Source organism: uncultured Gimesia sp., assembly GCF_937910335.1.
Classification (GTDB): domain Bacteria; phylum Planctomycetota; class Planctomycetia; order Planctomycetales; family Planctomycetaceae; genus Gimesia.
In genome coordinates this window covers 1-13,020 of the sequence record NZ_CALEMX010000366.1, presented here as the reverse complement: position 1 = coordinate 13,020, position 13,020 = coordinate 1, and the positions used below count along the sequence as shown (strand labels likewise).

Genomic DNA, 13,020 nt, shown 5'->3' with positions numbered 1-13,020 from the left:
AATCAAAGCTGGTTGCTTCAGGTAATGTCAAAATTACTGTGAACGAACAAAAGGAAATCGAAGTTCCCGTTGGTGGTAAGTTGTTGAGTGCACTTGCCGAAAACCAGATCTTCGTTTCATCTGCTTGTGGCGGCGGTGGAACTTGTGCCCAATGTGAAGTCAAAGTGCAGTCCGGTGGGGGAGATATTCTGGCCACCGAGCGTTCTCATTTTAATAACCGTGAAGTCCGTGAAGGCTGCCGCTTGTCCTGTCAGGTGCCCGTGAAGGGCGATATGAAAATTGAAGTACCGCCCGAAGTCTTCGAAACCAAAAAGTGGGTCTGTAAAGTCCGATCGAATGATAACGTTGCCACATTCATCAAAGAGTTGATTCTGGAATTGCCGGAAGGCGAAGATGTCGCTTTTAAAGCGGGTGGTTTTATTCAGATTGAAGCTCCACCACACCATATTAAATACAGCGATTTTGACATTCCCGATGAATATAAAGAGGATTGGGACAATTTTAATCTATGGCGGTTTGAATCCAAAGTAGATGAAGAAACCATTCGTGCTTATTCGATGGCTAACTATCCTGGTGAAAAAGGCATCATCATGCTGAATGTGCGTGTTGCCTCTCCGCCTCCTCGTTCACCTGAGGGAACGCCTCCGGGTAAAATGTCCTCCTATATTTTCGATTTAAAAGCAGGTGATGAAGTCACAATTTCTGGTCCGTATGGAGAATTCTTCATTAACGAAACGGAAGCAGAGATGATCTACATCGGTGGTGGTGCTGGTATGGCTCCGCTTCGATCACATATTTATGAGTTGTATAAAGAACGTAAAACCGACCGAAAAGTTTCTTACTGGTATGGTGCCCGCAGTTTGCGCGAAATGTTCTACGAAGATGAATTCCGGGCGATTGAAAAGGACTTTCCGGATTTCAAAATGCACATCGCGCTTTCTGATCCCGTGCCGGAAGATAACTGGGATGGCTTACAGGGATTTATTCATCAGGTGTTGCTAGATGAGTATTTAAGCAAACATCCCGCGCCAGAAGACTGTGAATATTATATTTGTGGTCCGCCGATGATGTTGTCCGCTGTACGGAATATGTTGGATGATCTGGGCGTAGAGCCGGAGAACATCCGCTATGATGACTTTGGTTAATCAGAAGCACTTTCCGTTGCGACGTTTTTGTTATTTGCTGTTGGTATGCATTACGTGCATGGCCTGTCAAACTGACCAGACGGCTTCTGTAAGTAAGTTGCACTTCGAGGGTCCCACAATGGGGACTCAGTTCCATATTACGATTAGCAGTTCGGCTTCCGCGGAAGTCGACGTAGCGCTGCTCAAAAAAGAAGTCGATCAGCTGTTGCAGAATATTAATCAGCAAATGTCGACTTACATCAAAGACTCAGAGTTATCGCGGTTCAATCAAAATCAGTCCAACGATTGGTTTGAGGTTACGCCTGAAGTTGTGAAAGTGGTTTCAGCGGGGATCAACATCAGCCAAGAGAGCGAGGGCGCGTTTGATATGACGGTGGGCCCGCTGGTGAATCTGTGGCATTTTGGCCCGGATCCGGGTAAAAAAACGATTCCCGAAACCAGCCGCATTGAAGCGGCCCGAAAGAGTGTTGGTTACCAGCATATCGCATTGAGACGCGATCAACCCGCTTTAAAGAAGTTGATTCCTGATGTGTATCTTGATCTGTCGGCAATTGCCAAAGGTTATGCCGTCGATGCTGTTGGTGTCTTGTTGGAATCACAGGGCATCGAAAACTATCTGGTGGAAATTGGTGGTGAGATGCGGGCGCGGGGACACAATCAAAAACGGCTTGCCTGGCGCGTTGGAATTGAAAAACCGGTGAGTGAGACACGAGTTGTGCAGAAAATTGTCTCACTTGCTGACCTGTCGATGGCCACATCCGGTAACTACCGCAATTTCTTTGAAGTGGAGGGAACAACGTATTCGCACACGATTGATCCCCGTACAGGTCGCCCCGTGAAACATTCACTGGCTTCGGTTTCCGTTGTTGGAGAAACTTGTATGAACTGTGATGCTCAGGCGACATGCCTGATGGTATTGGGGCCGGAAGCGGGGTATAATTGGGCCAAGGACCGGAACATCGCTGCTTATTTTATTGTGAAAACAGAAAACGGTTTTACAGAGCGTTTTTCCCCACGCTGGCAGGAATTACTGGGAGAGGTAAACAAACCATGATGTCTACAGTCTTGTTCGCCCTTGGTATATTTGCCCTTGCTTTTGCCGGAATGGCCGTCGGTGTTATCTTCAGTAATCGCTGTATCAAAGGTTCTTGTGGAGGCCTTGCCAATATGGAAGGAGCTGAAGACTGCTCAGCCTGTGGCGGTTGTTCTGTTTCTGATATCAAGGAGAATCAGGGCGAGCAAGTAACCGCCGCGAATTCCTGTCCGGGCGATGAAGTAAAATAACCCAGAGGGTTTCACTCGGAACGTCCTGTTTGTGCTTTGATTCTATTTCGACACGGCTTGCCGAAAAAATCATGCCGGAAAAATTTCAATATTTTTACTGGTAGTTCGAATGAGATGTGAGACAATGCAGGAATCAGGTCTCACTACTGAAAATCTCACTACTGAAAAGTAGAGTGGACCTGCAAGAAAATAACATCAGAAGTTTCTGAATCACACCGATATCATCGATATTGAGAGGAAGTTACCATGTCAACCACTGAAAATCAGGCTGACCCCGTTCACGTTTCTACTGAAGAAGAAGCGGTGGAGGAAACACAAGCCGAGCAAAGCAAGAAGAGCGAGACCTCGGGCATGCATAACTCGATTGAACGTTTACGATCTGAATTCGATAAATTATTGGGTGTTGCAGTGGAGCAGGGGGAGCGTGCGTTGGATAAGCTGGGCATGTTTGGAAATGAAGCGGTCTGGATTCCGCGGGTCGATCTGCTTGAGCTGGAAGAACAGGTACAGGTTGCTTTCGATTTGCCCGGAGTGACGGCTGACGAAATCAATATCACACTGGCAGGTAATATGCTGACGATTACAGGCGCAAGAGAGACTGGGGCGACAGCGACGAGCGGTCAAACAGTTCGCATGAGTGAACGGCCTTCAGGAACGTTTCGGAGATCGGTTCCCATGCCGATTGCCGTTGATCCTGACCAGGTGACAGCGACTGTTCAAAATGGGGTTGTCACTGTGATGTTAGAGAAGTCTTCCACCGTAAAGCCGCGACAGATTCCGATCAAAACGACAAAGGAAGCTGGCGTCTGATTCTGGCCTGAAAGATGATCAGGGTTGCTTTATCACATGGACGTCAACTGAAGTGCCGGATTTCAGGTTCATGCCGGGGGCGATAATCAGTTGATCTCCGGCTTTGATTCCTGAGCGGATTTCGGCTTCGAAATCGTTCATGACGCCCGGCTCTACATTGAGCAGGACCGTCTTGGAGTTTCGTACGAGGAAGGCCTGCCATTGACCGGAGCCATTACGGAACAGGGCCGACCGGGGAACTTTAACAACGTCTTTTTTGATCTCGGTAAAGATTTTGACCCGCACGCGGAAGTCGGTTCCCAGTTCTCGATTTTGCGCTTGTAACTGTTTCCAGATATTCTCATTAAAGCTGACAATGACTTTGACGCGCTGCTGCTCGACTCCCAGTGAAGATATTTTTGTGAAACCTTTAGGGTAGATGCGTTTTACTTTTCCCTGCACTGGTTCGTCTCCAATGGCGGGTCCTTCGATGTCAACGGGCGCACCGATTCGAATATTTCCCACATACTGAGACAGTACATCCACCTCGACTTCCAGATCTTCCAGTTTTCCGATTTCGAGTAATACTTCGCCCGCTGATAACGTTCGTTCGTTGGAATAATATTTCGTGAGAACCGTTCCGTCGATGGGGCTCTGCATCGTGGCCCGTTTCAGATCGCGCTCTAACTGTTTCAAATGTGCGCGTGCTTCTTTTTGTTCCTCATGTAAGACTGCTTCGCTAAGCTCTTTTTTCTCTTTATATTTCTGGATCGAAATTTTTCCAATCTGCATGGCACTTTGAACCGCCTGCAGAGAGCGCCATGTCAAAATGTCTTTCTGATAATCGACTTCACTCTGTTTTTTAAACAGATCAGATTCATTGAGTTCACTTTCTGAAATGGCACTTTTTTTCACGAGCTGGTACTTACGATCAAACTCATCTTTGGAAAATTGCCATTTGGCCAGGCTGGCCTCTTGTTGCTTACTGGCTGCAGCGACCGTCAGATTCATTGATTTTAGAAACTCATTAAATTGAATCAGCGAATTGTCTTCAAGACTGTCATCAGCTTGCTCAATGATTTTTCGGGCATATTGTTCTACTCGAAATTTAGCTTTGGCCACTTCTGCTTCCAGGTCAAATGTTTCCATCACAGCCACAACCTGACCTTGCGTCACTTTCTGATCTTCCGCAACCTTGATGGGCAGAACACGACCATTTAATGGCATGGCAATGCGGTAGACTCGGGGCAGCGTGGTTTTCGCACGTTCCTCCACAAATGCTTTGACCTCGCCTGTTTCCGCGGTGGTTACATCAACGGGCAGAGTCGCCGGTGATGCGAGGTAAAAAATTCCCAGGCCGCTGAGCAAAATCACAATGATGATTGTCGTTTTTCGGGACATGGTTATTCCTTTACATTTAGAGCCGTCAACCAGTTCATGTTCTGAATGGTTTTTTGTACCGGCCAATGTGATATCAGTGTAAATAAGATTCCCAGCAGGATGGTATAGATCCAGCTCATCGTGGTAATCGTAAAAGGCATGCGAAATAACTCGGTATCGTAGGCAATATTGATAGCTTTGGAAGCCCAGTAACCGGCGGGTAAACCTAAGAGTATTCCCGGCAGGTTGACGCACAGACTTTCTCTTAGAAAGATCGAACCGACTTCGGCAGGCGTGTAACCCAGCACGCGAAGTGTGGCGATTTCCTGTTGTCGTTCTGAAAGAGAAATCAGAGACGCGTTCAAAATGCTACCGAAAAAAATCAGGCAGGAAAAGACGATCACCACCACAATCATCACGACCATCTGATCGATCAACACTTCCTGTAATTTCTCTTTCTGATCTCGAATGGAATTGACCGATTGGATGGCAGGTAACTGTTTGAGTTGTCGATAAATCTGCCGCGTGGCCGCTGATTGGGGTTTAGTTTTCAATTGAACGCTGTTCAGGGAATTCGCTTCACCCATCAGGCGATTCAAGTAATGAAAATCGGCATAGACGGTTAATCCCAGATAGCTGTCAATAATTTTCATCACCGGTACGCGTCTCTGCACGCGGTCGCCGGCAACGGGAATCATCTGGAGCGAGTCCCCTGCTTTTATCTGCAAAATGTCTGCCAGCTTGCGAGTGACCAGAATACCGGTCTGAGGAACGATAACCCGATTTCCTTCCGTATCACGGGGAATCGTCAGACGGGCATCGCTGAGAATTCCGGAGATGGCCACTTTCTTTTCATGGATTCCGTTTTTCAAGGTACAACCAACCTGAAAGAGTGGCTCAGCAAAGTCGACGCCGCTGATCTGTTGTGATTCGTAAAACGCGGAATAATCACGATCGTCTTTAAAGCCGATATCGATATCACTCAGCAGGAGTTTGTCATATTGAAAATTCAGTAAGGCGAAGGCGCCGTCATACATCGAGAATGTCACCAGGAGCAGCATCGCGCCTACGGTTGCAGACAACACGCCTCCCAGAGTGCGCGTTCGATTACGAAAGATGTCTCGTAGAACCAGTTGCCAGCGAAAATCCAGAGAATTCCAGAATGCGCGCCACTTTTCCAGCAAAATCCGTCTGGCGCGCAGCGGAGGTTTGGGTCGCATGGCTTCGGCTGGCGAGAGTCGGACGACCGAGCGGACACCGCGAAAGGTTCCCAGGACCGCAAAGAAAATGCTGATCAGCATTCCCAGCAGAATGATCCGCGGATAAAGCTGGTTTGTTAATGAAGGGAATTCGAAAAATTGTCGGTATTGTGCCGTCAGGCCTCCTGCCAGTGAATAGCCGATGAGGACACCCAGGAATCCGCCTGCTAGACCGATCAGGAGCCCGAACTGAATGAAATGCAGAAACATTTCTCGATTGGAATATCCCAGCGCTTTAAACGTTCCGACCACCGTGCGTTGCTGCTCTGCCATACGTGTCATCAGCAGGTTCAAAGCCAGCGCTGCTACGATCAGAAAGATCGTCGGCAGAATCGTCGCGCTGACTTTCAGCCCATCAATTTCACTTTTTAAAAACCAATGCGAAGATTGTTCTGCTAACGGAGTTTTTGAAATCACTCCATAGTCGTCCAGGTTGAGTTCGAGTTGATCAAGAACCTGACGTACCCGGTTCGGGCTTTGAAATTCAGGTGCTAACTGTCCTAGAATCTGGTTGGCAGCGCCTTCGAAACCGAAGACGTCTTCCATATAGCTGTGTTTCAAATAAAAAACGCCATAACTTTCCGGCTCGGGAACCAGTCCTCCCGGACCAATCAAGTAGACATATTCAGAACTGATGGCGGTGCCGACAACTAAGAGATCCTGTAGTCGATTATTGAGAATTAACTGAATACGATCGCCGGGTCGCAGGTTGTGAGCGCGTGCAAATGCATCATTGAGAATTACTTCTTCCTGCCTCTGATCGGTGAAGTAACTGCCCTGTTTGATGACGATCCGATTGATCGAGGCATTTTCATGGGCCGGCATGGAAACCGCTTTTCCTGAAACGGGTTTTTCGACTCCTTCCAGGGCAGCGGTCACTTCAAAGACGATGCGAGGCAGGATATTGATGACGCCGGGAATTTTCGTGAGTGTCGTGAGATTACCCACGGGTACTTTTTTGAGCTCGACAGAAAAATCAGCCATCTGACACAGTCGATAGTAGCTTTGACGTGAATATTCCAGATTGTCATACGTCGAAGACATCGCAATAAAACAACCGATGCCGACAGCAATGATACTCACGATTGCTGACAGAACTCCCTTGGCAGCGAATAGTTCTCTCAGTAATTTCCTGTGTAGTACTTTCATTACCAGGTAACTAGCCTCGCAGCAATCGGATCTGGATTGAGTTTCGTTTCGGCAATGGTGCCGGAACCGATGCGAACGATTCTTTGTGCCATCTGTCCGATGGCAGAATTATGTGTAATGATAACAATCGTTTTTCCCAGTTCCCGATTCAAATTTCCGAGTACTTCCAGAATCATGCGTCCGGTGGAGAGATCCAGTGCGCCCGTGGGTTCATCACAGAGCAGTAAATCGGGGTTTTTGACCAGCGCGCGAGCAATAGCGACGCGCTGTTGTTCTCCACCTGAGAGTTGCGAGGGGAAGTGATCAACCCGATTTCCCAGGCCGACGAGTTCCAGGGCTTCTGTCGCAGACATCGGCGATTGACTGATATCCGCGGCGACGATCACGTTTTCCTTAGCAGTGAGCGTGGGAACCAGATTATAAAACTGAAACACAAACCCGATATGCTTTCGGCGATACTGGGTGAGTTCCTGTTCGTTGAAGAGAGAAATATTTTGATCACGAAAAGAAACGCTGCCCTCTGTGGGGACGTCAATTCCGCCTACGATGTTGAGCAAGGTACTTTTTCCAGAGCCGGAGGGACCAACGATGACCAGGAATTCACCGGAAAAGACGTCAAGGTCTACATGATGCAGAACGGGGACTGAGACATCTCCTGTTGTGTAGGTTTTGGAAATAGATTTCAGTGAAAGTAGTATTGGTTTCTCTTCGATGAGATTAGCTGGTACTACTTCCGCATCGGGTCCGGGCATGTTAGTGATCTCTGAGCAGATTAAATTTTGTCGCAGTCTCTAAGCGGGTGGAACCCCTTTTCCACTTTCAATATACTTCTCTCGTTGTTGCGCATATTCTTCCGCGGTGATGGCCTCTTCGGTCTGGGGTAAATCGCTGGGGTCAGGAGATCCGGATTCCTCAGACTCTGCAAAGTAACGTTTTAAGTAAGGCACACACCAGCCACAACCCGTTCCAGCGCCTCCACACTCACTCAGCTGGCTAGCCCTTCTGGGACGATGGATGCGGAGATGGTTCAAGATTTTGCGCTTACTGATATGAAAACAGTAACAGACTTTGTCGTCGAGTTTCACGGTGAATTCTAATTTCGTTTTAGCTCACATTTGAGTTGATGGGATCGTTTTCAAAGAGCTTCTACTCTCTGAATATGAATCTTATTTGATTTCACGGTAAATGTCAGTGCCGCTTTACTTAATATCTGCTTTAATAAAATGGAGAGTGTGGTATTTTTGAGTGAAAACGAGATCGGCGTGTCGAGCAGCTGCGAGTCACTTTGGATATTTTCCGCGACTTGAAATTTGGTATCCAGCATTTCTTCCAATTGTCGGATCATTTTTTTCAGAGGAATGGCTTCAGGCTGGCGAAACTCAATGATGGGAATTTGCAAGGCGACTGTGACATCTGTTTCCGGGGAGAGTAGGGCCGCTGGTTGAGGTTTCTTTGCTACCAGGGCTGGAGTGTGTTCTGGTTTGACGGCGACTAATTCCTGATCCACTATCGGCAGTGGGGGGGTGACAGGTTTTTCTAGAACGATGGGTTCGGGTTCCGGGAGAGCTGGGACCGCGGGCTGCTGCTCTTTGATGTCGGGATGTTCAAGATTTTCAGTCGCGGCCGGAAGGGGTGTGGGAGTTTCTGATACCGTAGCGGTTTGGTTCAGGGTTGTCATTTTTTCAGAAGAATTATGATCATTGAGCAGCATCAGCAGAATCAGAAATCCTCCGCTGCCGGCGACAATCCAGGAAATGAGCACGGGACTCGAAGTCAAACTTCTGCTCCCGCGACGTAGTGTCTGAATCCATGAATCTGTTTTCAGAGAGAGGGGAGAATCGGCTTTGTCTGTGGGGGCCGCGGTGATCAGACTGATTTCAGACGATCCCTCGGCTGTTTGAGATATTTGAAGGAGCTGATTGCAATCGGGGCAATGAAAAGTGGAATCCGCTAACCGTTTGCCGCGCAGTCTGAGCACAGTCTGGCATTGAGGACATTGAAACGTGGTGACATCCATTTATAATCACCTTCGGACGATAACTGGCGTGAAACGTTATTTTTTTGGTGGAAACTCGAAGATCTTTAAGTTATTTTGTTTCGCATAAGGTTTGGTGGTGATCGTGGCTGTCTTCTTGTTTTGATCAATGATAAGGCACATTTGATCTTGGTCTTTGACATTGAAAATCGCCTGGATTGCATCCAATCCGGAAACCATTCCTAAATTCATCGTCTGAGCCATATTTTTGGTATATCCCACCAGTTTCAGCGCTTCGCCATCCAAAACAAGGTTCGTTTTCGTTTCCTCACCAATATAATCAAAAGTTTCATACAGAGGGGTACGTCGAAAATCAATTTCGATTTTCTGCTTGAGCCGATCTACGATCAGAGCAGGTAATTTGGGACCAGCTGACGGAACTGTTTTAGCTTTGGCTTTGACGGAAAAATCGGTTCGCGTTGATTCATCCCAGGTGAGTAAACTGGCCAGCGCCAGATTCGGTCCAGCGCGTTCTGGTAATTTGCTGACCAGTTGAGCGTAGCGTTCGCCAGCCTGCTGTTGGTTGGCCATACTAAATGCTTTCAACATGGCGGGAAAGCGGCCAATCACTTTTCGGCTGCCTACGGTGCCCGGATTCATTTTCTGAACACCTTCCAGAATCTCTTGTGGAAGTTGATCCAGACGTTCCTTTATATTTGTGGCCAGTTTCGAGGCGCGAACCATTGTGGAATTTCGGAAAAGAAATTCAGAATAAAAATCTTCCTGACCCAGGTGCATGCTCCAGGCAATCGTTTCGATATCATCGCCGAGCCAGTCTAACAGCTGAATCAAAAAGGGGTACACTTTTTCTGGGACCAGCACTTCCTTTTGGCGGCGGACTTCATTCGGATCGAAGACGATGGTGAAATGTCGATCCCGGTCGGATTCTTTCAGAATGGATTCGATTCCAGGTGAGGTGCTGCTTTCAATTTCGCGCGATTCTGCCATTTCTGCAGCACGATCTTCTCCCGGAGGACCAATTACGTAGGTGTATTTATCCACGATCATCGAAGAGTGTTTGTCGCCGGAATAGACGGGAAAACTATAGTCATCCAGTCGCTGTCCATCGAATTGCGAAATGAGTTCCGAGCGTTTTACAGGTTCTGTCAGCCGAACCACGGCAGCATATTCCGGGGGGGCACCTGGTGTTCCTAAAATCAGGCAAAAAGTGACTTCACTGATTTGTGCAGGTTCTTTGAGGCAGATTTCTTTAATTTTTTGCTCGGCCCAGATTCCCACGGGACCAAGGCAGGCGCGAAATTCTTCTCCTTGCGAACCGGGGGTCCAGAGCTCGGCTGGTCTCAAATGCATTAGGATTCGGGTTCCCGCCGGTACGTATAGAAGTTGAATCGGTTTTCCCGCGGTGGGGCTGGGAATCTGCTCTTGATTCTGGTTGATCAGGGCAATAGCCGGGTTAGGATTTTGAGGAACCGGTTTTGACGGAACGGGTGCGGGTGGTTTCGTTGCGATCGTCTGTTGCACCTTCGGCCAGGCAAAATAACCGCCGATGCCGATCAGAATGATAAAGGTCAGACCAATCAAAATGGAAAAGTTTCTTCGCTTTGCATTTTTGCGGCGTAATTCGCGGAGCCGCGCGACACCAGCATTATCAGTGGATTCTAATTTGACATTGGGAAGAATCGGATCCGGTTGACCGGTATTAATGATCGGGGAAGAGGGTTCTGTTTTTGCGGCTGTGGTTGTGGATGTATCAATTTGCGGAAACTGATTTTGTGGTGTCGCTGGTTGAGGAGTTTCTACCGCATCATCGGGGATCCATTTGGCAGAGGTTCCTACCGTCGGAGCGGCAGGCTGCGCTAATTCAATTTTTACTTCCTGGTTTTGCTGAGTAATCTCTGGTTGAACAGGTCTTTCAAGGGGCGCTGCTATCTGTTTTTTGGAAGCCTGATCGGATGCTGTCTGGATCTGCACAGGGACAGATGCTTTGGGTTCGGGTGTAGTGCCTGGTAGTTGCAGAACGAATGCATGTTTGCAATTGGGGCAACGCGCTTTTTTTCCGAGCAAACTTTTATCGCGGAGTTTGAGCTTTTTTTTACACTGGGGACAAGGAACAGCAATGCCTGTCATGATTCTGCCTGTATCTACAATATGTCGTAAGTTTAATGGAGGTAGGGGTTAAGGCGGTTTTTAGATCACCGCCGGTTCTCGTTGAACCTGCCTTTATCATACGTTGAGTCAAGGAGTACTGCCAAGTCTTTTTAAGGCTTGTTTTTGATTAAGCCTGGTTTCTTTCAGTGGATGATTCGAGACGAACTATTTCTGAAAGTCAGCAGATATTGCGGAGGGTTATCCAAAGAGGCCTTTAATCACTTCGCCGCTTTCAACCAGTTTCACAGGACGCCCAATGGGAGTGTGTAGTTCCATGTCGGCATTGATTTGCATGGCCTTGCACATTGAACGGAAGAGGTCATCGACCTTTACTGGTGAGTCAACGATCTCCTGACCATTTTCATCGGTTTTACCGATGGCCTGCCCCCCCTTGATGCCGGCACCTGCCATGAGCAGGTTGAAGTTTTTAACCCAGTGATCTCGGCCCGGAATCGGTGGACGTGCATTGATTTTCGGGGTTCGTCCGAATTCGCCCATGCAAAGTACCAGCGTTTTTTCTAACAAGCCGCGTTGTTTTAAATCAATGAGCAGTTGAGATAAACCCTGATCCACATCGGGAGCGCGCCGTTCCATACCCTTAAAGACGTTGTTATGCATATCCCAACCACCGGTGCGCACTTCGACAAAAGGGACGCCTGCTTCTACAAGTCGCCGCGCGACGAGAAGCCCCTGTCCTAATTGCGATTTTCCATAGGCCTCTTGCATGTTAGTGGGTTCATCATCGAATTTGAACGCTTTCAACTTGGGTGATTTCATCATCAAATTGGCTTTTTCGTACAACTTTGTGTTTTCTTTAACGAGTGTTTCTGCTCCGGCATCGGTGAAATCTTTTTCCTGCTGACTCAATAAGGCCAGTCTGCGTTGTTGTCGTGATTCGGGAGTGCTGTTGAAAACATTCGCCGGCAGTTGACCGGGTCGATCGATAATAAACGGTGCCACCTGAACTCCTAGAAAGCCGGAACTCAGGGTTTGACCGATACTGACGAAATTGGGAATATCGGATTGAGGATCACCAATCTCTCTGGCAACTACAGAACCGAAGTGGGGGAACCGTTCAATTCCCAGCATGCGATGGCCTGTATGCAGATGATAGGTGCCCCGTTCGTGTGCCGCTTCTTTTCCCGTCATCGAACGGATCAACGCGACATCATTCATGACAGATGCCATCTTAGGCCAGTAGTGGGCAATCTCGACACCCGGCGTTTGTGTACTGATTTTTTTGGTTTCGCCGCCGTTCTGTGTGCCCGGTTTGGGATCCCAGGTTTCCATTTGGCTTGGCGCACCTGCCAGCCAGACTAGAATGCAGGAGCGCCCTTCTTTTTTCAACTCTTCCGCGTTCAGTTGGAACTGACTCAACAGAGTAGAGCCGGCGACGCTTAACGAGGCTGCCTGCAAAAAATTTCTTCTTGAAATTCCGCCACGACGATTTAAGTTCAGATGTAAGAGTGCATCTGTCTGCATTTTAATTGTTCCTCAGTTTGAAAATGACTATCGTTTCGTACGAAATTCCGTGGAATTGATGAGCACCCAGATCAGATCATCAATGGCTTCCGGGCGCTGTTTTGACTCTTTCAAAAAGCTCACGTTTCGCTCAACTTCCTGATCCGTTGCATGTCTGGCCAGTACATTTAAGTAAAGTTCCTGCACCATTTCCTCATCAGCAGAGATCGTTACCAGTTTTTTCTTCAGATCGCTTGCGGAGAGTTTGGATTGCAGAGTGGCGTTATTCATTAACAGCAATGCCTGCTGAATCGATCCTTCCAGAGCACCCTGTGGCAGCGAAGGATTCATATCAAAAACCTGCATGATTTCTTTGCGTAGATTTTTATCTTCACCCGTCAAATTTTTG

Annotated in this window: 11 protein-coding genes and 1 pseudogene; 4 read left to right on the top strand and 8 right to left on the bottom strand. The window is 47.9% G+C overall.

The features are described 5' to 3' along the window. The 4 genes from nqrF to Q0668_RS14700 form a co-directional block, all read left to right on the top strand. Window positions 1–1,145, top strand: a 1,145-nt coding sequence (gene nqrF / locus Q0668_RS14715; RefSeq protein ID WP_298865991.1) for an NADH:ubiquinone reductase (Na(+)-transporting) subunit F, incomplete at its 5' end; no start/stop codon positions are given. 58 nt (window positions 1,146–1,203) lie between these two features. Next, window positions 1,204–2,199 carry an FAD:protein FMN transferase gene (locus Q0668_RS14710; protein WP_298865989.1) on the top strand — a complete coding sequence of 332 codons (996 nt, stop codon included), beginning with the start codon at window positions 1,204–1,206 and terminating at the stop codon, window positions 2,197–2,199. Further along, on the top strand, window positions 2,196–2,429 hold the full coding sequence (gene nqrM / locus Q0668_RS14705; protein ID WP_298865987.1) for a (Na+)-NQR maturation NqrM: 234 nt from the start codon (window positions 2,196–2,198) through the stop codon (window positions 2,427–2,429). The genes Q0668_RS14710 and nqrM overlap by 4 nt, the downstream gene beginning before the upstream one ends. 246 nt (window positions 2,430–2,675) lie before the next feature. Beyond that, window positions 2,676–3,239, top strand: coding sequence for an Hsp20/alpha crystallin family protein (locus Q0668_RS14700; protein WP_298865985.1), 564 nt, complete (start codon window positions 2,676–2,678; stop codon window positions 3,237–3,239). A gap of 18 nt (window positions 3,240–3,257) precedes the next feature. Here the strand turns inward: Q0668_RS14700 and Q0668_RS14695 are convergent, their stop codons facing one another. The 8 genes and pseudogenes from Q0668_RS14695 to Q0668_RS14660 all read right to left on the bottom strand — a co-directional run. Then, window positions 3,258–4,619, bottom strand: a complete 1,362-nt coding sequence (locus Q0668_RS14695; protein WP_298865983.1) for an efflux RND transporter periplasmic adaptor subunit — start codon at window positions 4,617–4,619, stop codon at window positions 3,258–3,260. Window positions 4,620–4,621: 2 nt separating this feature from the next. Continuing rightward, window positions 4,622–6,940, bottom strand: coding sequence for an FtsX-like permease family protein (locus Q0668_RS14690; protein WP_298865980.1), 2,319 nt, complete (start codon window positions 6,938–6,940; stop codon window positions 4,622–4,624). A 65-nt stretch (window positions 6,941–7,005) separates the two neighbouring features. Beyond that, window positions 7,006–7,758: an ABC transporter ATP-binding protein gene (locus Q0668_RS14685; RefSeq protein WP_298865978.1), complete on the bottom strand. Its 753-nt coding sequence runs from the start codon at window positions 7,756–7,758 to the stop codon at window positions 7,006–7,008. A gap of 39 nt (window positions 7,759–7,797) precedes the next feature. Further along, complete coding sequence (locus Q0668_RS14680) at window positions 7,798–8,091, bottom strand: (2Fe-2S)-binding protein (protein WP_298865977.1); 294 nt, start codon at window positions 8,089–8,091, stop codon at window positions 7,798–7,800. Between the two features lie 50 nt (window positions 8,092–8,141). After that, on the bottom strand, window positions 8,142–9,023 hold the full coding sequence (locus Q0668_RS14675) for a hypothetical protein (RefSeq protein ID WP_298865975.1): 882 nt from the start codon (window positions 9,021–9,023) through the stop codon (window positions 8,142–8,144). 36 nt (window positions 9,024–9,059) lie between these two features. Continuing rightward, complete coding sequence (locus tag Q0668_RS14670) at window positions 9,060–11,129, bottom strand: hypothetical protein (RefSeq protein WP_298865974.1); 2,070 nt, start codon at window positions 11,127–11,129, stop codon at window positions 9,060–9,062. A gap of 219 nt (window positions 11,130–11,348) precedes the next feature. Then, complete coding sequence (locus Q0668_RS14665; protein WP_298865972.1) at window positions 11,349–12,632, bottom strand: DUF1501 domain-containing protein; 1,284 nt, start codon at window positions 12,630–12,632, stop codon at window positions 11,349–11,351. 27 nt (window positions 12,633–12,659) lie between these two features. After that, a pseudogene (locus Q0668_RS14660) lies at window positions 12,660–13,020 on the bottom strand (DUF1553 domain-containing protein); the annotation flags it as partial.

Excerpts from the sequence above, each read along its gene's own strand:
- Q0668_RS14710 (WP_298865989.1), top strand. The coding sequence starts at position 1,204 with ATGGCCTGTCAAACTGACCAGACGGCTTCTGTAAGTAAGTTGCACTTC.
- nqrM (WP_298865987.1), top strand. The coding sequence starts at position 2,196 with ATGATGTCTACAGTCTTGTTCGCCCTTGGTATATTTGCCCTTGCTTTT.
- Q0668_RS14700 (WP_298865985.1), top strand. The coding sequence starts at position 2,676 with ATGTCAACCACTGAAAATCAGGCTGACCCCGTTCACGTTTCTACTGAA.
- Q0668_RS14695 (WP_298865983.1), bottom strand. The coding sequence starts at position 4,619 with ATGTCCCGAAAAACGACAATCATCATTGTGATTTTGCTCAGCGGCCTG.
- Q0668_RS14685 (WP_298865978.1), bottom strand. The coding sequence starts at position 7,758 with ATGCCCGGACCCGATGCGGAAGTAGTACCAGCTAATCTCATCGAAGAG.
- Q0668_RS14675 (WP_298865975.1), bottom strand. The coding sequence starts at position 9,023 with ATGGATGTCACCACGTTTCAATGTCCTCAATGCCAGACTGTGCTCAGA.
- Q0668_RS14670 (WP_298865974.1), bottom strand. The coding sequence starts at position 11,129 with ATGACAGGCATTGCTGTTCCTTGTCCCCAGTGTAAAAAAAAGCTCAAA.
- Q0668_RS14665 (WP_298865972.1), bottom strand. The coding sequence starts at position 12,632 with ATGCAGACAGATGCACTCTTACATCTGAACTTAAATCGTCGTGGCGGA.